Below are 22,879 nucleotides of genomic sequence, written 5' to 3' on the forward strand. Positions count from 1 at the left end.
CCCGGGCCCGCGGCGAACGGCCCCTCAACCCGCGGTCAGCACCTCCACCCCCAACTCCCCGACCTGCTCGACCACCGAGTCACGCGGATCGGCATCGGTGATCAACCCGCTCACCTTCTCCCACCCCAACACGCGGTACTGCGAAGCCGTGCCGATCTTCTCCGACGAGGCGAGGACGTAGGTGTCCGCGGCCCTCGCCGCCAGGGCGCGCTTCATCGCCGCCTCCTCCGCGTCCCCCGTGGTCAGCCCCGCCTCCGGATGCACCCCCGTGACGCCGAGCAGGAAGAGGTCGGCCGAGACGTTCTGCGCCGCCTCGACCGCCGCGGCCCCGCAGGTCACCGCCGAGTGCTTGAAGACCCGTCCCCCGAGCAGGAAGAGCTCCGCCCGCGGATGCTCGAGCAGTGCGGCCGCGATCGTCGGACTGTGCGTGATGACCGCGCAGTCGAGGTCCCTCGGCAGCGCACGAGCGACGGCGAGGGCGGTGGTGCCTCCGTCGAGGATCACCGAACCCCCCGGCCGCACCAGCCCCGCGGCGACCGAGGCAACCTTCCGCTTCCCGTCCGGCGCCACCGCCTGCCGCGCGCCGTAGTCCACCACCGCGGGTGACGCGGGCAGCGCACCGCCGTAGACCCGTTGACACAGTCCCTCGGCGGCAAGCTCCCGCAGGTCGCGCCGCACGCTGTCCTCGGAAATGTGCAGCTCAGCGGCTACCTCCTTGGCCACGATCTTCCCTGTGCGGGCGAGCAGCCCCAGCAGGTGCTCACGCCGTTCAGCAGCCAGCATGCACGTTCCTTCCTGTTCATTCGCGTTTCTGCATGTATCTTAGCCGTCATGACCGACAAGCCCTTGCTCATCCTCATCGCGGGCCCTTACCGTTCCGGCACCGACGGCGACCCGCAGGCCATGGCCGCCAACCTCGCCCGTCTCGAAGCCGCCGCCTGGCCCGTCTTCGCGGCCGGTCACCTCCCCGTGATCGGCGAGTGGATCGCCCTCCCCGTCCTCAGCTCCGCCGGCGCCGGCCCCACCCACCCCCTCGCCGACCAGGTCCTCTACCCGACCGCCGACCGCCTGCTCGCCCACTGCGACGCCGTGCTGCGCCTGCCCGGCGCTTCCGCCGGCGCCGACCAGGACGTCGCCACCGCCCGCCGCCGCGGCCTCCCCGTCTTCCACGACATCTCCGAGATCCCCCGCCGCACAGAGGCCCCGCTCCCCACAGCGACCTCCCACGACGCCTCCCAGGAGGCCGTGTGACGAACCGCCCAGGCGTCGACCGCCCCGACCACCGCGGCCGCACCCACCTCGACCAGGCCGGCCGCGACCTCGAGCGCAACCCCGACGTCGTCGTCCGCGACGTCGAACTCACCTCCCAGGGCTGGCACGTCCTGCGCCGCACGACCTTCGACTACCGCCGCCGCGACGGACGGTGGGAGACCCAGCAGCGCGAGACCTACGACCGCGGCAACGGCGCCGTGGTCCTGCCCTACGACCCGGCCCGCGGCTGCGTCCTCCTCACCCAGCAGTTCCGTTACCCGGCCTACGTGAACGACCACCCGGACGGCATGCTCGTCGAGGCCGCCGCCGGCCTGCTCGACGCCGACGACCCGCCCAGCGCGATTCGGCGCGAGGCTGCTGAAGAACTCGGCGTCACCCTCGGTCCGCTCACCCACGTCCTCGACGCCTACATGAGCCCCGGCTCCGTCACCGAACGCCTCCACTTCTTCGCCGCCCCCTACACCCCGGCCGACCGCACCGGCGCCGGAGGCGGTCTCGAGGAGGACGGCGAGGACATCGAGGTCCTCGAACTCCCTTTCACCGAGGCGCTCGCGATGGCCCGCGACGGCCGCATCGCCGACGGCAAGACCGTCCTGCTCCTCCAGTGGGCCGCCCTGCACGGCCCCTTCGCCCGCCCCTAGAGCCGGCGAGCGCCTGCCCTGCTTCCCCGCTTCCCCCTTCCCTGTTGCCCCGCTTCCCCGTGCCCCGTGCCCCGCGCCGCCGTCCCGCCGCCGGACGTACCAGGACGTGTCGTCCTCTCCGCTCCGACACCACCCTCAGCCGTCATGCACACGTCACGATGGCGCTCTGGTGCCGGCCCCGGTCGTACGCCACGCTGATGGCCACTGAAGACTGCCCCCGGTCCTCAGCCCTCAGGGAACGGTCGGACCGTCGCACCCCGACGTGCCGCCCGGACGTCACGCCCGGCTCGTCGGATGCTTCGGAGGACTCATGCGGCTCGTGCGGCTCACGCGGTTACTCACCAGACTCTCCCGCAGCGCCCAGCTCACCCTGGTCGCCGTCACGGCGGCAGGCGTGGCGGCCACCACGGTCACAGGCCTGGAGTCCGGCGGCCCGATCTCCACGGCGGACACCCAACTCGTCGCGGGTGCCCACGCCGTGCAAGCCGAGGCGGCCGGCGCCGTGGCCACCCTCACTCCCGACGAGATGATCAGACGGGCGAAGACCTGGCTCACCGCCAACAACGGCGGCCCCGTCCCCTACAGCATGGAAACCGTCTGGAAGGACGGCTACCGCCAGGACTGCTCGGGCTACGTCTCCATGACACTAGGCCTGAGCACGCCCGGCCTGAACACCGTCGGGCTGGCCACCACCAGCAGCGTCACCCAACGCCTCAGCAGCGTCAGCCAACTCCGGATGGGGGACCTGCTGATCGACTACAGCACCACCGACGGCGACTTCCGCCACGTCGTGATCTTCGAGAAGTGGGCCGACTCCGCGCACACCGCCTACTGGGCGTACGAGCAGCGCGGCACCTACGGCACCACCTACCGCCAGCTCAAGTACGGCATCGGCACCGACAACTACGACCCCTTCCGCCCCGTGAAGCTCGGCGACTCCGGCGGCTCGACCCCGACTCCCACCCCGTCGCCCACCGTGGCCTGGCCGGTCCTGAAGTCCGGCTCCCAGGGCGACGACGTCCGCACCGCGCAGTACCTCCTCAGCGCCGCCGGCTACCCGCTCACCCCCGACGGCAGCTTCGGGTCGGCCACCCAGTCCGCGGTGATCAGCTTCCAGCAGTCCACGTCCCTCACCGCGGACGGCATCATCGGCGCCAACACCTGGTCCGCCCTGGTCCCCACCGTGAAGTACGGCTCCGAGGGCGACGCGGTGAAGGCGGCGCAGACCCAGCTGAACCTCTATGGCGCCGGCCTCACCGTCGACGGCGCCTTCGGCTCCGGCACCCAGTCCGCGACCATCGTCTTCCAGCAGACCCACGCCCTCACGGCCGACGGCGTCATCGGCGCCCAGACCTGGCGGACGCTGCTCGGGACCCGCTGAGTAGCGGCTCCCGACGCAGTGGAAGCCGCCCAACCCTGCCGCCCGCATCGTGCCGGCGGCAGGGTTCTGCAGAAGGAAGCACCGAGCGTCAGCTGATGGGCTGCCCCAAGGGCTGAGAGTCGGTGGCAGCGCGGGGCGGTACCGGACGGTCGGCTGTGTGGGCGTCGAGTTCCTGCCGGGTGCGGCGGATGATCTGGTCACGAGTGCCCCGGTGCTCGGCGAGGGCGACGTCGATGGCGAGGCGGACGTAACGAGCTTCCGACAGCGGGTAGGCGATCCCGGAGGACTTCAGGCGGTTGAGCACCCTGATGAGGGTGATGCCCTGGGGCCGGTGCTCGTGGGTGAGCCACCGCCCGTAGTCCCATTCCCTGTTCTTGGCGAGACCGACGAACAGCACCCGGCGGTCGGTGACGGCCACCTCACCACGGTGCGTCTCCTCCAGGCTGGCGAGACCCTGCTTGGTCCGGTACTCGACCAGCTGCGCCGTCGCCACCATGAGGACGCGTTCGTCCTTCTTCCTTCGGCCCCAGCGGAACTGGTCCGCCGGGTAGACCTCACCCGTCAGGTTGCGTGCCAGGGCGTCCAGTTCGGCCAATCTCTCGTGCTCGGTCTCCCAGACGGCCAGGTCCCGCTCGTATCGCTCCTGCTCGCGGAGCAGCTGCTCCTGGCGGCGAGCGACCGCCCGCAGCTCGGCGGCGATGCGCGCCGCTTCCCGGCGACGTGCCCACCATCTGATCAGCCGGCGCCGCCTGCGCCACAGCAGCACAGCCCCCACGCCGACGACCAGGAGGACGCTTACCGCCCACAGCACGGCCCGCACGGTCTCGGCCGTCGTCATGTCGTCCTCAACGGTGACGGTGAGCTCGTGCGTGCGTACATTGCCTGCCCGGTCCTGCGCCGAGACGACGAGCTGGTGACGGCCCGGCCTCAAGTCGGGGGTGAACCGCAGGCTCCGCCGGTTCTGGTCGAGACGGCCGGACGCCACCGGCTCGCCACCCTCCCGGAGGGTGATCTCCGCTCCCGGTTCGCCGCTGATCGTGATGGCGACATCACCGTAACGAGCGGCCTCCTCGTCATAACCCGCCTTCAGCGCGGGGGCCTGCGTGTCCACGGTGACGGGGTCGCCGGTGACCGTGCCGCGGCGCCCGAACCGGTCGACGAGTTCCACTTCCGGCCGGTAGGTGCCGTCCGACAGGTCGAAGGAGAGCTCGGCGGAGCCCTGCCTGTCCAGGGTGACCTTCTCCGTCTGCGTGCCCATGCGCGCCGTGACGTCGGCCTTCGGTGGACCCGTGACGGTCAGCGGCACCGTTGACGAACGGGACACGTCCTCCTGCGTCAACCCCGGTTCCAGAGCGTCCAACTGCACGGTGAACGTCTCGGTGCGCCGGGTCACGTTGCCCACGGCGTCCTCGACGGTGAGCGTGAGTTCGTACTTCCCGTCCGGCAGCCACAGAGCTTCGTCCGCCGGTGAACCGACACCGGCCTCACCGGTGGCCTTCTCCTCGCTGCCGGCAACGGCCAACACGTAGTCGACCTTCTCATCGACCTCGAACGAGACCTCGACAGCCGCGGTAGTCGGGTCGGCGGTCGTGACGTCGAACGCGGCGATCACCGGCTTCTCGCCGTCGGCCTCGACGGTGAACGACTCGCTCCGGGAACTCTCGTTGCCGGCGGCGTCGGTCGCGGTGACCACGTAGGTCCCGCTGCCGTTCCCCGCCGTGAAGGTAAGCGGCTGCGGCGACCCGGTGGCCGTCGCCTTCGCCACCTCCTCCTCATCCCCTTCATCGCTCTCCACAGTCACGACGAGCGTGGCGCCCCGCTCCGCCGTGACCGTCACGGACACCTTCCCGCCGGGCAGCGCCCTGGGGCGCTTGACCTGGGGCTTGGACGGCGCATCGATGTCGACGGGCTCGGCAGGCTCGGCGGAGGAGCCGGTGCCGCCGGAACCGCCGGTGCCCCCGACGCTTCCCGTCCCGCACATCGAGAAGTCACCCAGGTCCCCACAGATGTAGGAACCGGTGTCCGAAGGGCAGGAGTGCCGGGCATGACACCCATGACGATGGGCGGAGGCGGGGCCCACCGAGGCGAGCATGGTGGTCCCGGTGAGACAGGCGACGGTCAACGCCGTCAGGGCACGCCGAAGTGGCACTGAGATGTACACGGTAAGAATCCCCCCACAGGATCCCGGCGTCGCGCACGCCGGAAAGGCGAAGTCTGACCCTGTGTCACGACCCTGTCAAACAAGTCGAGGCGGTCATGCCACTCCCCGGTCGACGCTCTTGCCTTGGCCCAGGCGTGGTCGAATGGTGCGGACGGCGTGACCGGCTGGGGCCAGGTCGACGCCATCGCTGATGGCGCTGCGCCGTGAGAACGAGGGGGCCGAGCGGCAGGCCGTGTCGAAGATGTCCGACCGGCAGGCTGAACGTCGGTGAAGGGCTGAGGACCGACAGTGGAGTTCCCCCGCGGACGTGCTGTCGACCCGTCGGATCTTCGCGCTCCGACGGATGTTGGAGTCGGCTTTGATCTCCTCAAAGACCGACGGCATGGCACGATCACGGCCATGTCAAGTCAGGTCTGGGTGTCACTCATATCGCTGGGCGGCGTTGTCCTTGGCGGCTCGTTGTCCTACCTCGTCCAGCACAGGACCCAACTCTCGGCGGAACGCGCTGAACAACAACGGCAGCAGACCGCCTTGTCGGAGGCCCGGCGCGGCGAACGGCTGGCGCTGCTGGAGCGGTTCATCGAGGTGGGGGCCGAGGCGGAACGCGCCGCCTTCAGTCGGCCTTCCGACTGGGAGGACACCGACGCCTGGTTCCTCACGACCCGGGACGTCATGAACAGGCTCTGGGTCGCGGAGCGGCTCATCCGCATCCAGTTCCCCCTGCCTGTGCACGACGCCGCACGCGCGTACTTCCTCGACCTCAACCGGACGGTGTGGGAAGGCTTGTCCGACGGCGAGAGCGTGCGGGATTACCTGGAGGACAACCGGCTGGCCTTTCTGGACGCGGCCCGCGCGGTCATGGGGTAGCGCACCGCCGCGCGTTCTTCAGCGAGAACGGGGGAGTGGTGTCCTCTTCCACCTACTACCGGGCCTGGCAGGGAGCTCGCGCTTCCACCGGCCGTCGTAGCCTCGCCGCCAGCTCGCCGCCCGTACGACCTTCGGCACTCCGCGCTCTCCACGTGGCTCAACGCGGGAGTGGACGCCACCGAGGTCGCCGAGCGTGCCGGTAACAGCGTGGAGTACTGCTGACTCGGTACGCGAAGTGCCTCGACGGCCGCCAGGAGGTAGTCAACCGACGCATCGAGGAACTGCTGCGCGAGTACGAGTGAGCGCTGCCTGACAACCTGCGCGCCATGGCCCCTGGACCTGTCCGGGGGCCTTCTGCGTTCTCCTCCCCGCCTAGAACGGGGCAGTCCACCCTGCTGGCCAGTTTGTCGCGTATCCGGGCGGGGGGTACATGTCCGAGCCGTTGTAGACGCCCCACTGACGGCCCAGCCACTCACACTCGGGAATGGGTCCCTCCCAGTCGTCGGTGCAGTGGGCCGCCCACTCGCGGCCCACGAGAACGGGCCGGGTCAGGATGCCGTCCTCAGTGTCCTGGACTCGCAGGACCATGCCGATGCCGTTGATCCCGGGATTGCCCCGCGGACCGTACGACACGTGGTGAGTATCCGAGGAATGATGATCCAGGATTCTCTCCTGGAGTACGGCAGGCACACGACCGGTCAGCTCCAGCCCGTCCAGAGTCACGCGCGGTCCGTGGGCAGCGTCGGCAGCCACGCAGAAGAGCCGGCCGGTGCTCTCGAAGTACGCGTAGACAGCCGGCACCGCTGGAAGGAAGCCGAGCTGAAGGCCGTAGATCTCCGGGTGGAAGGGCTCGGCGGAGAACCGGCTCAACTCGACGGCTTCCGGAAGAGCGGCCCGGACCTCGTCGGCGGACATGCCGAAGCGCAGCGGACCAACGCTCTCCAGCGGGGTCAGCACCCACACCGGTCGAACCGGCTCCGTCGCGGTCTCCCCAGCTCCCGAACCCAACCGCTGCCTCCCCTCGTTCCCCCCGAGCCCCGACCCTGACCTGCGCCGACACCGCACGGCCCAGGCCGCGAATAGGCCGCGACCCCTGTCATACGGTCGCCCAGCCCGGCACACGGCTGCACATACAACAAGACCCCGCACTCAGCGTTTCCGCTGATCACGGGGTCTGTCTGGCACTTCTGTGAAGTGCCCCCGGCAGGATTCGAACCTGCGCACACGGCTCCGGAGGCCGTTGCTCTATCCCCTGAGCTACGGGGGCGCGTTCGCCGCGGCGCGTTGGTCGCGGTGACGGGTAGAACACTACCAGCTCACCCGGGGTGGTCGTGAACAGGATTCCCGTGCGGTGGGGGTGGTGCGCCGGAGCGCGGGGGTGCCGTGTCCTGTCCGTTACGGGTGGAAGTGCGGAAAAGCCGGACGGGGGGTGCGCGCCGTGCCTACTCTCTAGTTGTGGCGGGCGCTTCCGGCCGGATCCTTGTCGTCGACGACAGTGAAGTGATCCGGCAGCTGATCAGGGTCAATCTCGAGCTGGAAGGGTTCGAGGTGGTGACCGCGGCCGATGGTGCCGAATGTCTGGAAGTGATCCATCGGGTGCGGCCCGACGTGGTGACGCTGGACGTGGTCATGCCCCGGCTCGACGGGCTCGGGACGGCGGCGCGGTTGCGGTCGGACCCGGGGACGCGTGATCTGCCTCTCGCCATCATCAGCGCCTGTAGCCGGCCGGAGGTCGAGGCCGGACTGGACGTCGGGGTGGACGCGTTTGTGGCCAAGCCGTTCGAGCCGGCTGAACTCGTCGGTGTGGTGCGGCGGTTGCTGGAGCTCAGGCGTGGGCCGGAGGAAGCGGCGCCGGTGAGCGTCTGAAACCATGGCGCAGCGGTCAAAAGGGACGCACGCTGTCCGGATGGCGGGACCCAGCCGAAACGGGTCGACCTACCCCGCCCCGGCTCCCCTAATCTGGGTCCCGTGACCCCCGTCGAGCTCTCGCACACCGTGCTGCGCGCGGTGCGTTCCGCCGTGGACGAGGGCGAGCTGGCGGTGGCCGTGCCGGAGACCGTGAAGGTCGCCCCGCCCGGCCCCGGGGGCTGTGGGGACTACGCCACCAACGTCGCGATGCGCCTCGCCAAGCCGGCCGGACGGCCCGCCGCGGAGGTCGCCGAGGTGCTGCGCACCCGGTTGATGCGGGTGAGTGGGGTGCGGGACGTCGCCGTCACCGGGCCGGGGTTTCTCAACATCAGTCTTGAGGGTGACGTCGATGCCGCCCTGGTGCGGAGAGTGCGTTCGGGGAGTGGGGAGGGCGGCCTCGAGTACGGACGGGGAGACGCGTTCGCCGGGCGGACGGTCACTCTCCGGGTCGTGGACGAGGTGCGGGCCCGGGTGATCGCCGAGGTCGTCGGCCGGCTGGTGGAGGGCCAGGGCGGTGAGGCCGAGGTGGTGGTCGTGGACGATGCGGGGGACGCCGACATCCGGCCCGTGCCCGCGCCCGCCGACCCCGCACCGCTCGGCCCCGCCGCCGCCCGCTGGGCGCTGCTGTACCCCGCGCCGCACGACCGGCCCACCCTCGGGAACGAGCACCTGGCGCAGCGGGAGGGCAATCCGCTGTTCCGGGTGCGGTACGCCTATGCACGGACGCGGGCCGCGAGCTGGAACGCCGCGCGGCTCGGCTTCGCCGCGGAACCGGGCCCGGTGGGCAACAGTCCGATGGGCAACAACCCGGTGGACTCCGGCCCGGTGCATCGCGCCCCGGTGCACCGCGCCACGGTGGACGGCCCCGTGAAGAGCGGCCTCGTGGACCCTGGCCCCGCAAAGAGCGGCCCCGCAACAAGCGCCCCCCGCGCCCCCGCTGCCGCCCCCGCCACCCCCGCCGCCCGCTCCCTGCTCCACGCGCTCGCCGACCACCCCCGCGTCCTCGCGCAGGCCGCGCAGGCGTACGCCCCGGACCGGGTCGCGCGGCACCTGGTGGGGGTCGCGGACGCCACGCTGGAGTTCCTGACGTACGGGGCGGTGCTGCCGACGGGGGAGGAGAAACCCTCGGCCGCCCACCGCGCCCGGCTCGCGCTCGCCGAAGCCGCCGGGACGGTGCTGGCCGGTGGCCTCACCCTGCTCGGCATCGACGCACCCGATCATCTCTGAGCCCCGGCCGACGAAGACGCCGGAGCACGAGCCAGAGACAGAACAGAGACGCAGAGACAGACGATGAGCCGTTCCGCACACCCCGCCGGACCCCGTCACGCCGACGTCCTCCCCGAGGGGCACTACACCGCTCCGCCCGCCGATCTGAACGTTCTCGACCCCAAGGTGTGGGCGGGGTCCGTCACCCGTGACGAGGACGGCGCCGTGCGCGTCGGCGGGGTCGACGTCCGGGAGCTCGCCCGGGAGTACGGCACTCCGGCGTACGTGATGGACGAGGACGACTTCCGGCAGCGCGCCCGGGCGTGGCGGGAGGCGTTCGGCGAGGGTGCCGACGTGTTCTACGCCGGCAAGGCGTTCCTCTCCAAGGCCGTGGTCCGGTGGCTGCACGAGGAGGGGCTGAACCTCGACGTGTGCTCCGCCGGTGAGCTGGCGACCGCGCTGGCGGCGGGGATGCCGGCCGAGCGGATCGCGTTCCACGGCAACAACAAGTCCCTCGGCGAGATCGAGCGGGCGGTCACCGCGGGGGTCGGGCGGATCGTGCTCGACTCGTTCCAGGAGATCGTGCGGGTCGCCCACGTCGCGCAGGCGCACGGGGTGCGGCAGAAGGTGCTGGTCCGGGTGACGGTGGGCGTCGAGGCGCACACGCACGAGTTCATCGCGACCGCCCACGAGGACCAGAAGTTCGGACTCCCGCTGGCCGGCGGCCAGGCCGCCGAGGGCGTGCGCCGGGCGCTCAAGCTGGACGGGCTCGAGCTGGTCGGCATCCACAGCCACATCGGGTCGCAGATCTTCGACATGGCCGGCTTCGAGGTCGCCGCGCGGCGCGTGGTCGGGCTGCTCGCCGAGATCCGTGACGAGCACGGCGTCGAGCTGCCGGAGATCGACCTCGGCGGCGGCCTCGGCATCGCCTACACGAGCGAGGACGACCCGCAGGGGCCGCACGAGATCGCCAAGGCGCTCGGGGAGATCGTCGCGCGCGAGTGCGAGGGCGCCGGGCTGGCCGCGCCGCGGATCTCGGTCGAGCCGGGGCGGGCCATCGTCGGTCCGACGGCGTTCACGCTGTACGAGGTCGGCACGCTGAAGCCGCTGGACGGGCTGCGGACGTACGTGTCGGTGGACGGCGGGATGTCGGACAACATCCGCACCGCGCTCTACGACGCCGAGTACTCCGTCGCGCTCGTCTCGCGGGCGAGCGATGCCGAGCCGATGCTCGCCCGGGTGGTCGGGAAGCACTGCGAGAGTGGTGACATCCTGGTCAGGGACGCGTTCCTGCCCGCCGACCTGGCGCCCGGCGACCTGATCGCGGTGCCCGCCACCGGCGCCTACTGCCGTTCCATGGCGAGCAACTACAACCACGTGCTGCGCCCGCCGGTGCTCGCCGTCAAGGACGGTGACACCCGGGTGATCGTCCGCCGTGAGACGGAGGAGGACCTGCTCCGTCTCGACGTTGGATGAGCTGGGTGTGCCGGACGAGCCGGGTGAGCACCGGCGGGCGCCGGACGAGCCGGGCGCCTCGGCCGCAGCGGCGCCAGGCGCGTCGGCATCGGGCGCACCGGCATCAGGTGCGGTGAGAGGCGTCCGGCGGAAAAGCCGCCGGAATCCGGGGAAGATCCCGGAAAATTGAATCTCAGGATCCGGACGAATCGAAGGGATTTCGTCCGGTGCCTGAGACTGGACAACCGTTGACCGGTATGAGACCGGTTGGAGAAACGAGGCGAGGTCGGATGATGCGTACGCGTCCGCTGAGGGTGGCGCTGCTGGGCTGTGGAGTCGTCGGCTCCGAGGTGGCGCGCATCATGACGACGCACGCGGCCGACCTCGCCGCGCGGATCGGCGCGCCGGTGGAGTTGGCCGGTGTCGCCGTCCGTCGTCCGGACCGGGTGCGGGCCGGGATCGACCCCTCGCTGATCACCACCGACGCGACCGCCCTGGTGAAACGGGGCGACATCGACGTGGTCGTCGAGGTGATCGGGGGGATCGAGCCGGCTCGGAACCTGATCATGACCGCCTTCCAGCACGGGGCGTCGGTCGTCTCCGCGAACAAGGCGCTGATCGCCCAGGACGGCGCCGCGCTGCACGCGGCGGCCGAGGAGCAGGGGCGGGACCTGTACTACGAGGCGGCGGTGGCGGGAGCCATCCCGCTGATCCGGCCGCTGCGCGAGTCGATGGCCGGCGACAAGGTCAACCGGGTGCTCGGCATCGTCAACGGCACCACGAACTTCATCCTCGACAAGATGGACACGACCGGCGCCGGGTACCAGGAGGCGCTGGACGAGGCCACCGCGCTCGGGTACGCCGAGGCCGACCCGACGGCCGACGTCGAGGGCTTCGACGCCGCCGCCAAGGCGGCCATCCTGGCGGGGATCGCCTTCCACTCGCGGGTGCGTCTCGACGACGTGTACCGCGAGGGCATGAGCGAGGTGACCGCCGGGGACTTCGCCTCCGCCAAGGAGATGGGCTGCACCATCAAGCTGCTCGCCATCTGCGAGCGTGCGGCGGACGGCGGCTCGGTCACCGCCCGGGTGCACCCCGCGATGATCCCGCTGACCCACCCGCTCGCCTCGGTGCGCGGCGCGTACAACGCGGTGTTCGTCGAGTCCGAGGCCGCGGGTCAGCTCATGTTCTACGGGCCGGGCGCGGGTGGTTCGCCCACCGCCTCGGCCGTCCTGGGCGACCTGGTGGCGGTGTGCCGCAACCGGCTGGCCGGGGCCACCGGTCCCGGCGACTCGGCGTACGCGGCGCTGCCGGTGTCGCCGATGGGCGACGTGGTCACGCGGTACCACATCAGCCTGGACGTCGCCGACAAGCCGGGCGTGCTCGCCCAGGTGGCCACGGTTTTCGCCGAGCACGGGGTGTCGATCGACACCGTGCGTCAGCAGGGCAAGGACGGCGAGGCATCGCTCGTCGTCGTCACCCATCGTGCGTCCGACGCCTCGCTCAGCGCGGTCGTCGAGGCGCTTCGCGGCCTGGACACGGTCCGGGGCGTCGCCAGCATCATGCGGGTCGAAGGAGAGTAGGCGGAGTCATGACTCAGACTCACCAGTGGCGCGGAATCATCGAGGAGTACCGGGACCGGCTTCCGGTCTCGGACACGACGGAGGTCGTGACGCTCCGCGAGGGCGGTACGCCGCTCGTGCCCGCGCAGGTGCTCTCCGAGCGCACCGGGTGCGAGGTGCATCTCAAGGTCGAGGGGGCGAACCCGACGGGGTCGTTCAAGGACCGCGGGATGACGATGGCGATCACGCGGGCGAAGGAGGAGGGCGCCAAGGCGGTCATCTGCGCCTCCACCGGCAACACCTCCGCGTCCGCCGCCGCCTACGCGGTGCGGGCCGGGATGGTGTGCGCGGTGCTCGTCCCGCAGGGCAAGATCGCGCTGGGCAAGATGGGACAGGCGCTCGTCCACGGGGCGAAGATCCTCCAGGTCGACGGCAACTTCGACGACTGCCTGGAGCTGGCGCGCGCGCTGGCCGACAACTACCCGGTGGCGCTGGTCAATTCGGTGAACCCGGTGCGGATCGAGGGGCAGAAGACCGCCGCCTTCGAGATCGTGGACATGCTGGGTGACGCGCCGGACGTGCACGTGCTGCCGGTCGGCAACGCGGGCAACATCACCGCGTACTGGAAGGGGTACCGGGAGTACGCCGCGGACGGGCTCGCCACGCGCAAGCCGCGGATGTGGGGCTTCCAGGCCGCGGGCAGCGCGCCGCTGGTGCGGGGCGAGGTCGTGAAGGACCCGCAGACCATCGCCACGGCGATCCGGATCGGCAACCCGGCGTCCTGGGAGTACGCGGAGGCGGCCCGGGACGACTCCGGCGGCCTCATCGACGAGGTGACGGACCGCGACATCCTGCGCGCGTACCGGCTGTTGGCGTCGCAGGAGGGCGTGTTCGTCGAGCCCGCCTCGGCGGCGTCGGTGGCGGGGCTGCTGAAGGCGACCGAGGCGGGGCTGGTGGACCCCGGGCAGCGCATCGTCTGCACGGTCACCGGCAACGGGCTCAAGGACCCGGAGTGGGCGACGATGGGGGCGCCGGCGCGACCCGAGGTCGTTCCGGTGGACGCCGCGGCAGCCGCCGCGCGCCTCGGGCTCACCGCGCAGGACTGATCCCCGGATCGGCACCGGTTTCCGGGGCGGGGGAGCGCCCGGCGTGCTCCCCCGCCCCGGCCACGTGGCCGCCCCCGTGTTTCCCGGACGTCGGAAGTTGGCGTGAATCGACACGCTGCGTGTGCCTCCTGTGCGCCCTATGTCGCCGGGGAAGCATCCTTCGATAGTCTGTACTGAACCAGCCCGCCGCATATGCCGTGCCGTGCTCGGTTCCGACGCGTTCGCGTCGTCTCATGTCCCGCAGTCAAGGAGAGTCATCCAGCGATGGCCGGTCCCGCCTTCCGAGCCGCCGCCGTGCGCGTGCGTGTGCCCGCCACCAGCGCGAATCTCGGTCCCGGCTTCGACGCCCTGGGTCTTTCGCTCGGGCTGTACGACGACGTTGTCGTCCGGGTGGCCGAATCGGGGCTGCACATCGACATCGCCGGCGAGGGCAGTGACAATCTGCCGCGCGACGAGAAGCATCTGCTCGTGCGCGCGATGCGCGCCGCTTTCGACGTGCTCGGCGGACAGCCCAGGGGGCTGGAAATCGTCTGCGCCAACCGCATTCCGCACGGTCGCGGACTCGGTTCCTCCTCGGCCGCGATCTGCGCCGGAATCGTCGCCGCGCGCGCGGTGACGATAGGCGGCGAGAACCGGCTCGACGACGAGGGACTGCTGGAGCTGGCCACCGAGATCGAGGGCCACCCCGACAACGTCGCCGCCTGTCTGCTCGGCGGATTCACCCTCGCGTGGATGGAGGGCGGCGTCGGCCGCGCCGTGCGCAGCGAGCCCTCCGATTCCATCGTTCCGGTGGTTTTCGTCCCCGGGAAGCCGGTGCTGACCGAGACAGCCCGCGGCCTGCTGCCGCGCAACGTCCCCCACGTCGACGCGGCCGCCAACGCCGGTCGTGCCGCGCTGCTCGTCGAGGCCCTCACCAGGCGCCCCGAGCTGCTGATGCCCGCCACCGAGGACCGTCTGCACCAGGAGTACCGCGCCCCGGCGATGCCGGAGAGCGCCGCCCTGGTGGAGCGGCTGCGGGCCGACGGAATTCCCGCGGTGATCTCCGGAGCGGGCCCCACCGTGCTGGCCCTGGCCAGTGAGGAGACGGCCCAGAAGGTGGAGATGTCCGCAGGTGACGGCTGGGCCGCGAACCGGCTGGCCCTGGATCTGTCGGGCGCGAGCGTGCTTCCGCTCGCGGCCGGTGCGTGAGCCGCCGCATGAACGGCCGCGTTCCCGGATAAGCACTGACCGGGAGCGGGTATTCAGGCGATTGCCGGATGTGGAGAGGGGGAATGTTTGTGGGATCCGGTAGTGTTAATGTCAAGTCCGCACCCGACCACCCGAGCGTGGCGAGGTGCTTCACGTCCCCGTCCGGGACAGACATTCTTCCGGGAGCCTCCCAAGCCGCACTGTGTTTCGTACGGTACGTAGTACGCGGGCAGCAACCCGTACGCGAATACTGAGCAGCTCTCCGGGCACGCTTCGGAACCGGTGCGACCGAGCCACGTGACACGCAGAAACACGGTGTCGCCGTCGCGGGGAGCGCCACCAATCACCGTTGTTTCCTCCGTCCGATGTGGCGGACCACCGCCCCGGACCGTCCGATCGATCAGAGAGATCCGATCGGGGCCGATCCGGACAGCACAACCGGTCGCCGAGCCAGACAGGCCGACGCCCGCTCCAGGGAAGGACCCTTCGTGAGCGACACCACCGATCTGATGGGCGCACGTGTCGACGAGACCGCTGCCGCGCCCGCCACGGACGCTTCCACGCCTGCCAGCGGTGCCGGCTCGCGACGGCGTCGCGGTACCGGCCTCGAGGGCATGGTGCTGGCCGAACTGCAGCAGGTCGCCTCGGGCCTCGGCATCAGGGGCACGGCGCGGATGCGCAAGAGCCAGCTGATCGAGGTCATCAAGGAGGCGCAGGCCTCCGGCGGCGCCCCCGCCAAGGCGGCCGCGTCCGGCACCGACAGCGAGGCCAAGCCGAAGCGGCGCACCACGTCGCGCACCCGTACGGGTGAGGAGACGGCAGCCGAGAAGGCCCAGATCCCCGGCCAGCCCTCGCCCAAGGCCGAGCCGGCCGCGAAGGGCGAGGCCGAGCAGGCCGCCCCCGCCGCCGCCAAGAGCGACGAGCCGCCGGCCGAGCGCCGCCGCCGTCGTGCCACCGCCGAGGCGGGCAGCCCCGAGACCGTCACCGCCGAGGCCAAGGGCGAGACCCAGGGCCAGGACAGAAGTGACAGCGGTAAGGGCGACGCGCGCGGTGACAAGAACGACGTGAAGACCGACAACAAGCAGCAGGACGCCGCCGGCCAGGCGCAGGGCGAGCGCAGCGACTCCGGTGACGCGGAGGGCCGTTCGGGCCGCACCCGTGACCGCGAGCGCAACCGCAACCGTGACCGCGGGGACCGCGGCGGCGAGCGCGGCGGGGACCGTGGCGAGCGCGGCGGTGACCGCGGCGAGCGCCGCAAGGGCGACGACCAGCAGGGCGGCGGCCAGGGCGGTCGTCAGAACCAGCAGGGCGGCGGCCAGAACCGTGACCGCGACCGCCAGCAGCAGGACGACGACGACTTCGAGGGCGGCCGCCGGGGCCGTCGCGGCCGCTACCGCGACCGCCGTGGCCGTCGGGGCCGTGACGACGTGGCCGAGCCGCAGGTCGCCGACGACGACGTGCTGATCCCCGTCGCGGGCATCCTCGACATCCTCGACAACTACGCGTTCATCCGCACCTCCGGCTACCTGCCGGGCCCGAACGACGTGTACGTCTCGCTCGCCCAGGTCCGCAAGAACGGCCTGCGCAAGGGCGACCACGTCACCGGCGCGGTCCGTCAGCCCAAGGACGGCGAGCGGCGCGAGAAGTTCAACGCGCTGGTCCGCCTCGACTCCGTGAACGGCATGGCGCCCGAACACGGCCGCGGCCGCCCGGAGTTCAACAAGCTGACGCCGCTGTACCCGCAGGACCGCCTCCGCCTGGAGACGGACCCGGGCGTGCTGACCACGCGGATCATCGACCTCGTGTCGCCGATCGGCAAGGGCCAGCGCGGTCTGATCGTGGCCCCGCCGAAGACCGGTAAGACCATGATCATGCAGGCGGTCGCCAACGCGATCACCCGCAACAACCCCGAGTGCCACCTGATGGTCGTCCTGGTCGACGAGCGTCCGGAAGAGGTCACCGACATGCAGCGGTCGGTGAAGGGCGAGGTCATCTCCTCGACCTTCGACCGCCCGGCCGAGGACCACACGACCGTCGCCGAGCTCGCCATCGAGCGCGCCAAGCGTCTGGTCGAGCTCGGTCACGACGTCGTCGTGCTGCTGGACTCCATCACGCGACTGGGCCGCGCCTACAACCTGGCGGCGCCGGCCTCCGGCCGCATCCTGTCCGGTGGTGTCGACTCGACCGCCCTGTACCCCCCGAAGCGCTTCTTCGGCGCGGCCCGCAACATCGAGGACGGCGGTTCGCTGACCATTCTCGCCACCGCCCTGGTGGACACCGGGTCCCGCATGGACGAGGTGATCTTCGAGGAGTTCAAGGGCACCGGCAACATGGAGCTCAAGCTCGACCGGAAGCTCGCCGACAAGCGCATCTTCCCGGCCGTCGACGTCGACGCCTCCGGCACCCGTAAGGAAGAGATCCTGCTGGGCGCCGACGAGCTGGCGATCACCTGGAAGCTGCGGCGCGTGCTGCACGCCCTGGACCAGCAGCAGGCCATCGAACTGCTCCTCGACAAGATGAAGCAGTCGAAGTCCAACGCCGAGTTCCTGATGATGATCCAGAAGAACACGCCGAACCCCAGCGGGGACTGACGGCGAAGGCGCCTCGAAGGGCCGCTCCGCGCATCGCGCGGGGCGGCCCTTCGCCATTCCCGGAACGTGTGCGGAGTGCGTGTGCCGGGGCGGGGCGGGAGAGCTTTGCCACAGGGTGAGGACGGACGGCCGTCGGACGGCGGCGCGGATCACCGCAGGTCACGCGGCATGCGGTCGCGAAGCGGGGGAGCGGGGCGGTGGCCGCTCGGGCACGGAGCGCGAACACCCCGTGTGCAAACCTTTCGGCTTCGGCCCGCACGGGTACACCGTCCAACCGAGAGGCCTGAGGAAAGAGATGTCACCGGAGAGCACCCCCCCGCCCGGCATACCGGAGGACGACGACCCCGGCACGCCCGGTACCCAGCGCGCGACAACGCGCGGCGGCAAGGGACGCCGCCGCAGGCCCCGCACGCCCAGGCAGCGGGCGCTGCGCGCCGCGGTCTGGAGCGCGGCCGGCGTCGTCGTGCTCGGCGGCGCGGGACTCGGCTACGTGTACACGCAGCTCAACGGGAACATCCAGAGCATCGACATCGACCACATGCTCGGCTCCGCCCGCCCCGCGAACACCGCGAACGGCTCCCAGGACATCCTGGTCCTCGGCTCCGACAGCCGTTCCGGCGGCAACAAGAAGCTCGGCGGCGGCTCCGACGACGGCGTCGCCCGCGCCGACACCGCGATGCTCATCCACGTCCACAAGGGCCGCACCTCGGCCGGCGTGGTCTCCATACCGCGCGACACCCTCGTCGACCGCCCCGCCTGCGCCGACCGGTCCGGGCACCGGCAGAGCGCCGCCAAGGACGTCATGTTCAACTCGGCGTACGCCACCGGCGGCGCCGCCTGCACGGTCAAGACCGTCGAGTCGATGAGCGGCATCCGGGTCGATCACTTCGTCGAGGTCGACTTCACCGGCTTCCGGCGGATGGTCGACGCCCTCGGCGGCGTCGAGGTCACCACCCACAAGAAGATCTCCGACCCGGACAGCCACCTCAGACTCGCGGCCGGGACCCACCGCCTGAACGGCGAGCAGGCCCTCGGCCTGGTCCGCACCCGGCACGGCGTCGGCGACGGCTCCGACCTGGGCCGCATCCAACTGCAGCAGGCGTTCGTCAAGGCGCTCGTCGAGCAGGTCAAGGAGGTCGGCGTGCTCTCCCACCCGAAGCGGCTGTACGACCTCGCGAACACCGCCACCAAGTCCGTCACCACCGACTCCGGCATCGGCTCGGTCACCTCGCTCGCCTCCTTCGCGAGCGGGCTCAAGAACATCTCGCCCGCGCACCTGTCGATGACCACGCTGCCCGTCGGCTACGACCCGGCCGACCCCAACCGCGTCGTCGTCGACAAGGACGAGGCCGCCCTGCTGTGGTCCGCGCTGCGGCACGACAAGGCCATCCCGGCCAAGGTCAAGGGGTCCGCCGCAGGCCACGCCGATGCCGTCGTCGGCCCGCCCGGCCACGGCGCGACCCGCCACCTCGCCTCCTGAGGCGTACCGAGGCGCTGTCCCGGGGCCGGTCTGAGGCGTCCCCCGAGGCGGTCCGAGGACTCCTGAGGCGTCCTGGGGCGGCCGGGAGGCGTGGGGCGCAGGCGGGGGAATAGAACAGCCCTCACCCCGGTTTTGGGGGATGCGGCCAGTACTGGCAAACTGGTACGTCGGCCCCGGTTCACGCTCCCGCATCCCGCGGCGGCGACCCGGCGCCCTCCCGAAATCTAGGAGACACCTTGAAGCGCGACATCCACCCCGAGTACGTCGAGACGCAGGTCAGCTGCACCTGCGGCGCGTCGTTCACGACTCGCAGCACCATCACCTCCGGCAACATCCGTGCCGAGGTCTGCTCCGAGTGCCACCCGTTCTACACGGGCAAGCAGAAGATCCTCGACACCGGTGGCCGCGTGGCCCGCTTCGAGGCCCGCTTCGGCAAGGCCGCGGCCGGCTCGAAGAAGTAGCGAGCCACAGCGCCGGTCCTCGGCCGCCCCACGCAGGGCGGCCGGGACCGGCGTTTTTGGTCGCCACCCCTTCGCCGCCATGCCCGCCTTCCCAGGAGCCAGGAGCCCCACATGTTCGAGGCCGTCGAGGAACTCGTCGGTGAGCACGCCGATCTCGAGAAGAAGCTCGCCGATCCGTCGGTCCACGCCGACCAGGCCAACGCGCGCAAGCTGAACAAGCGCTACGCCGAGCTGACTCCGATCGTCGCCACCTACCGCTCCTGGAAGCGCACCGGGGACGACATCGAGGCGGCCAAGGAACTGGCCGCCGACGACCCGGACTTCGCGGCCGAGGTCAAGGTGCTGGACAAGCTCCGCGACGAGCTCACCGAGAAGCTGCGTCTGCTGCTGGTCCCGCGCGACCCCAGCGACGACAAGGACGTCATCCTCGAGATCAAGGCCGGCGCCGGCGGCGACGAGTCCGCGCTGTTCGCGGGCGACCTGCTGCGCATGTACCTGCGGTACGCCGAGCGCGTGGGCTGGAAGACCGAGATCATCGACGCCACCGAGTCCGAGCTGGGCGGCTACAAGGACGTCCAGGTCGCCGTGAAGACCAAGGGCGGCAACGGCGCCACCGAGCCCGGCCAGGGCGTCTGGGCGCGCCTGAAGTACGAGGGCGGCGTGCACCGCGTGCAGCGCGTGCCGGCCACCGAGTCGGCGGGCCGCATCCACACCTCGGCCGCGGGCGTACTGGTCACGCCGGAGGCCGAGGAGGTCGACGTCGAGATCAACCCGAACGACCTGCGCATCGACGTCTACCGGTCCTCCGGCCCGGGCGGGCAGTCCGTGAACACCACCGACTCCGCGGTGCGCATCACGCACATCCCCACCGGCGTCGTCGCCTCCTGCCAGAACGAGAAGAGCCAGCTGCAGAACAAGGAGCAGGCACTGCGTATCCTGCGCTCCAGGCTGCTCGCCGCGGCCCAGGAGGAGGCGGAGCGGGAGGCCGCCGACGCGCGCCGCAGCCAGGTCCGCACGGTCGACCGGTCCGAGAAGATCCGCACGTACAACTTCCCGGAGAACCGGATCTCCGACCACCGGGTCGGCTTCAAGGCCTACAACCTCGACCAGGTCCTCGACGGGGAACTGGACGCGGTGATCCAGGCCTGCGTCGACGCGGACTCGGCCGCCAAGCTCGCGGCAGCCTGACGCCCGGCGCCCACCGAGCGAAGACGTCCCGCACGACACCGGACACCGGAGGACCAGCGTGCCGCAGAACCAGAGCCCGCGCAGCGTGCTGCTCGCCGAGGTGGCCCAGGCCACCCAGCGGCTGGCGGACGCCGGCGTGCCTTCGCCGCGCAACGACGCGGAGGAGCTCGCCGCGTTCGTGCACGGCGTGAAGCGGGGCCAGCTGCACACCGTCAAGGACTCCGACTTCGACGCCCGGTACTGGGAGGTCATCGCCCGGCGGGAGGCCCGCGAACCGCTCCAGCACATCACCGGCCGCGCCTTCTTCCGGTACCTGGAGCTCCAGGTCGGGCCCGGCGTCTTCGTGCCCCGCCCGGAGACCGAGTCCGTGGTGGGCTGGGCCATAGACGCCGTGCGGGCGATGGACGTCGCCGAGCCGAGGATCGTGGACCTGTGCACCGGGTCGGGCGCCATCGCGCTGGCCATGGCGCAGGAGGTGCCCCGGTCCTCGGTGCACGCGGTGGAGCTCTCCGAGGAGGCCCTGGAATGGGCCCGCAGGAACACCGAGGGCTCCCGCGTCGACCTGCGGCACGGTGACGCGCTGACCGCCTTCCCGGACCTGGACGGCCAGGTCGACCTGGTCATCACCAACCCGCCGTACATCCCGCTCACCGAGTGGGAGTACGTCGCCCCCGAGGCCAGGGACCACGACCCGGACATGGCGCTGTTCTCCGGCCAGGACGGGCTCGAGCTGATCCGCGGCCTGGAGCGCACCGCGCACCGGCTGCTGCGGCCCGGCGGGGTCGTCGTGGTCGAGCACGCCGACACCCAGGGCGGCCTGGTCCCCTGGATCTTCGCCGAGGAGCGGGGCTGGGCCGACGCGGCCGACCATCCCGACCTCAACAACCGGCCGCGGTTCGCCACGGCGCGCAAGGCCACGCCGTGAGCGCGCGGCCGGGCGGTCCCTCCGGTTCCTCCCGCTCCACGGGTTCCGGTTCCGGTGCGACCGCTTCCCTTCCTTCCGCTTCTTCCGAACACTTCCCCCTGCACGACCCGCACGAGGAGGCCAGCTGACATGGCACGGCGATACGACACCAACGACGCGACCGACCGCACGACGGGTCTGCGCGAGGCCGCGTCCGCCGTCCGCCGTGGCGAACTGGTCGTCCTGCCGACGGACACCGTGTACGGCATCGGCGCGGACGCCTTCTCCGCGGAGGCGGTCGGCGACCTGCTGGAGGCCAAGGGCCGCGGGCGCAACATGCCCTCCCCGGTGCTCATCGGCTCGCCCAACACGCTGCACGGTCTGGTCACCGACTTCTCCGAGACGGCCTGGGAGTTGGTCGACGCCTTCTGGCCCGGCGCGCTCACCCTGGTCGCCCGCCAGCAGCCCTCGCTGGCCTGGGACCTCGGCGACACCCGCGGCACGGTCGCGGTGCGGATGCCGCTGCACCCGGTCGCCATCGAGCTGCTGACCGAGGTCGGCCCGATGGCGGTCTCCTCCGCCAACCTCACCGGCCACCCCTCCCCGGAGGACTGCGACGCAGCCCAGCAGATGCTCGGCGACTCCGTGTCCGTGTACCTCGACGGCGGTCCGACGCCGGGCAACGTGCCCTCGTCGATCGTCGACGTCACCGGCGCGGTGCCGGTGCTGCTGCGCCAGGGCGCCATCTCCGCCGAGGAGCTGCGCAAGGTGGTACCCGACCTCGAGGTGGCGAATTGACCCCCGCCCCTGACGCGGGGCTTGGCATACGAGAGGAAGACGGCGGGGAGGCCGGCTTCCGGATCCTCCACGTCAGCACCGGAAACGTGTGCCGCTCGCCGATCACCGAGCGGCTGACCCGGCATGCCCTCGCGCAGCGGCTCGGCGACCCCCGGTGGGGCGGACTGGTGGTCGAGTCCGCCGGCACCTGGGGGCACGAGGGCGCGCCCATGGAGGAGAACGCGGTCACCGTGCTCGACGAGTACGGGGCGGACGCGTCCGGGTTCACGGGGCGGGAGCTGCGGGACGAGCACGTCATCCGCGCCGACCTGGTGCTGACGGCCACGCGGGACCACCGGGCCCACGTCATCTCCATGGGGCACTCGGCGGGGCTGCGGACCTTCACGCTCAAGGAGTTCACGCGCCTGGTGCGGGCGATCGATCCGGCGACGTTGCCGCCGGTCGAGGACGGGGTGTGCGCGCGGGCGCGGGCGTTGGTGCGGGCGGCGGCGGCGTTGCGGGGCTGGTTGCTCGCCCCGACGCCGGAGGCGGACGAGGTGTACGACCCGTACGGGGCGCCGCTGCCGTTCTTCCGTTCCGTGGGCGAGGAGATACACGGCGCCCTCGACCCCGTGGTCACCGCCCTCACCGGCATCCGCCGCTGACCTTTGCGGGCCTGGTCCGCCCCTGCCCACCCCACCTGCGGGCGGCTGGGCCGCCCAGGGGGCGGC

The 22,879-nt window shown here is 71.4% G+C and carries 20 protein-coding genes, 1 tRNA gene and 1 pseudogene; 18 read left to right on the forward strand and 4 right to left on the reverse strand.

The genetic code is table 11. The features are described from left to right. Positions 1-24: 24 nt before the first annotated feature. Positions 25-783: a DeoR/GlpR family DNA-binding transcription regulator gene (locus ABT026_RS03495; RefSeq protein ID WP_351111723.1), complete on the reverse strand. Its 759-nt coding sequence runs from the start codon at positions 781-783 to the stop codon at positions 25-27. Between the two features lie 48 nt (positions 784-831). Between ABT026_RS03495 and ABT026_RS03500 the strand changes: the two genes are divergently transcribed. From ABT026_RS03500 to ABT026_RS03510, 3 genes are all read left to right on the forward strand, one after another. Continuing rightward, positions 832-1,251, forward strand: a complete 420-nt coding sequence (locus tag ABT026_RS03500) for a DUF4406 domain-containing protein (protein ID WP_351111725.1) — start codon at positions 832-834, stop codon at positions 1,249-1,251. Further along, positions 1,248-1,913, forward strand: coding sequence for an NUDIX domain-containing protein (locus ABT026_RS03505; RefSeq protein WP_351111727.1), 666 nt, complete (start codon positions 1,248-1,250; stop codon positions 1,911-1,913). Before ABT026_RS03500 ends, ABT026_RS03505 begins: the two co-directional genes overlap by 4 nt. A gap of 310 nt (positions 1,914-2,223) precedes the next feature. Further along, positions 2,224-3,294 carry a peptidoglycan-binding domain-containing protein gene (locus ABT026_RS03510; protein WP_351111729.1) on the forward strand — a complete coding sequence of 357 codons (1,071 nt, stop codon included), beginning with the start codon at positions 2,224-2,226 and terminating at the stop codon, positions 3,292-3,294. A gap of 88 nt (positions 3,295-3,382) precedes the next feature. On the opposite strand, the gene ABT026_RS03515 is transcribed toward ABT026_RS03510, so the two are convergent. After that, a complete protein-coding gene (locus ABT026_RS03515) occupies positions 3,383-5,416 on the reverse strand; it encodes an Ig-like domain-containing protein (RefSeq protein ID WP_351111731.1) in 2,034 nt (677 codons plus the stop codon). A gap of 438 nt (positions 5,417-5,854) precedes the next feature. Here ABT026_RS03515 and ABT026_RS03520 point away from each other — a divergent pair, with 438 nt between their 5' ends. Both ABT026_RS03520 and ABT026_RS03525 read left to right on the forward strand, forming a co-directional pair. Beyond that, positions 5,855-6,322 carry a hypothetical protein gene (locus ABT026_RS03520; RefSeq protein WP_351111733.1) on the forward strand — a complete coding sequence of 156 codons (468 nt, stop codon included), beginning with the start codon at positions 5,855-5,857 and terminating at the stop codon, positions 6,320-6,322. 8 nt (positions 6,323-6,330) lie between these two features. Continuing rightward, positions 6,331-6,624, forward strand: a pseudogene (locus tag ABT026_RS03525) (tyrosine-type recombinase/integrase); the annotation flags it as partial. Positions 6,625-6,694: 70 nt separating this feature from the next. On the opposite strand, the gene ABT026_RS03530 reads toward ABT026_RS03525, so the two are convergent. Beyond that, complete coding sequence (locus ABT026_RS03530; protein ID WP_351111735.1) at positions 6,695-7,279, reverse strand: hypothetical protein; 585 nt, start codon at positions 7,277-7,279, stop codon at positions 6,695-6,697. A 238-nt stretch (positions 7,280-7,517) separates the two neighbouring features. Next, a tRNA-Arg gene (locus tag ABT026_RS03535) sits at positions 7,518-7,589 on the reverse strand. Positions 7,590-7,723: 134 nt separating this feature from the next. On the opposite strand from ABT026_RS03535, the gene ABT026_RS03540 reads away from it, so the two are divergent. From ABT026_RS03540 to ABT026_RS03600, 13 genes are all read left to right on the forward strand, one after another. After that, positions 7,724-8,188 carry a response regulator gene (locus ABT026_RS03540; RefSeq protein WP_502967900.1) on the forward strand — a complete coding sequence of 155 codons (465 nt, stop codon included), beginning with the start codon at positions 7,724-7,726 and terminating at the stop codon, positions 8,186-8,188. A 102-nt stretch (positions 8,189-8,290) separates the two neighbouring features. After that, on the forward strand, positions 8,291-9,457 hold the full coding sequence (gene nrtL / locus ABT026_RS03545; protein ID WP_351111737.1) for an ArgS-related anticodon-binding protein NrtL: 1,167 nt from the start codon (positions 8,291-8,293) through the stop codon (positions 9,455-9,457). A gap of 63 nt (positions 9,458-9,520) precedes the next feature. Continuing rightward, complete coding sequence (gene lysA, locus ABT026_RS03550) at positions 9,521-10,912, forward strand: diaminopimelate decarboxylase (protein WP_351111739.1); 1,392 nt, start codon at positions 9,521-9,523, stop codon at positions 10,910-10,912. Positions 10,913-11,181: 269 nt separating this feature from the next. Continuing rightward, a complete protein-coding gene (locus ABT026_RS03555) occupies positions 11,182-12,474 on the forward strand; it encodes a homoserine dehydrogenase (protein WP_351111740.1) in 1,293 nt (430 codons plus the stop codon). 8 nt (positions 12,475-12,482) lie between these two features. Next, a complete protein-coding gene (thrC, locus tag ABT026_RS03560; protein WP_351111742.1) occupies positions 12,483-13,559 on the forward strand; it encodes a threonine synthase in 1,077 nt (358 codons plus the stop codon). Positions 13,560-13,823: 264 nt separating this feature from the next. Next, positions 13,824-14,747 (forward strand): homoserine kinase, encoded by a 924-nt coding sequence (thrB, locus tag ABT026_RS03565; RefSeq protein WP_351111744.1) that lies wholly within the window; start codon positions 13,824-13,826, stop codon positions 14,745-14,747. Positions 14,748-15,235: 488 nt separating this feature from the next. Beyond that, positions 15,236-17,338, forward strand: a complete 2,103-nt coding sequence (rho, locus tag ABT026_RS03570; protein ID WP_351111746.1) for a transcription termination factor Rho — start codon at positions 15,236-15,238, stop codon at positions 17,336-17,338. A 295-nt stretch (positions 17,339-17,633) separates the two neighbouring features. After that, the gene (locus ABT026_RS03575) at positions 17,634-18,818 is read left to right on the forward strand and encodes an LCP family protein (protein WP_351111748.1); all 1,185 of its coding nucleotides are present in this window, start codon (positions 17,634-17,636) and stop codon (positions 18,816-18,818) included. A gap of 236 nt (positions 18,819-19,054) precedes the next feature. Further along, positions 19,055-19,279 carry a 50S ribosomal protein L31 gene (gene rpmE / locus ABT026_RS03580; RefSeq protein WP_108954369.1) on the forward strand — a complete coding sequence of 75 codons (225 nt, stop codon included), beginning with the start codon at positions 19,055-19,057 and terminating at the stop codon, positions 19,277-19,279. A 111-nt stretch (positions 19,280-19,390) separates the two neighbouring features. Continuing rightward, positions 19,391-20,467 carry a peptide chain release factor 1 gene (gene prfA, locus ABT026_RS03585; RefSeq protein WP_351111750.1) on the forward strand — a complete coding sequence of 359 codons (1,077 nt, stop codon included), beginning with the start codon at positions 19,391-19,393 and terminating at the stop codon, positions 20,465-20,467. A gap of 85 nt (positions 20,468-20,552) precedes the next feature. Then, positions 20,553-21,392, forward strand: coding sequence for a peptide chain release factor N(5)-glutamine methyltransferase (prmC, locus tag ABT026_RS03590; RefSeq protein WP_351112175.1), 840 nt, complete (start codon positions 20,553-20,555; stop codon positions 21,390-21,392). A 129-nt stretch (positions 21,393-21,521) separates the two neighbouring features. Beyond that, positions 21,522-22,169, forward strand: a complete 648-nt coding sequence (locus tag ABT026_RS03595) for an L-threonylcarbamoyladenylate synthase (protein WP_351111752.1) — start codon at positions 21,522-21,524, stop codon at positions 22,167-22,169. Continuing rightward, a complete protein-coding gene (locus tag ABT026_RS03600) occupies positions 22,166-22,813 on the forward strand; it encodes an arsenate reductase/protein-tyrosine-phosphatase family protein (RefSeq protein WP_351111754.1) in 648 nt (215 codons plus the stop codon). Before ABT026_RS03595 ends, ABT026_RS03600 begins: the two co-directional genes overlap by 4 nt. Positions 22,814-22,879: the final 66 nt, after the last annotated feature.

The organism is Streptomyces sp. NPDC002734 (genome assembly GCF_040295685.1).
Classification (GTDB): Bacteria; Actinomycetota; Actinomycetes; order Streptomycetales; family Streptomycetaceae; genus Streptomyces.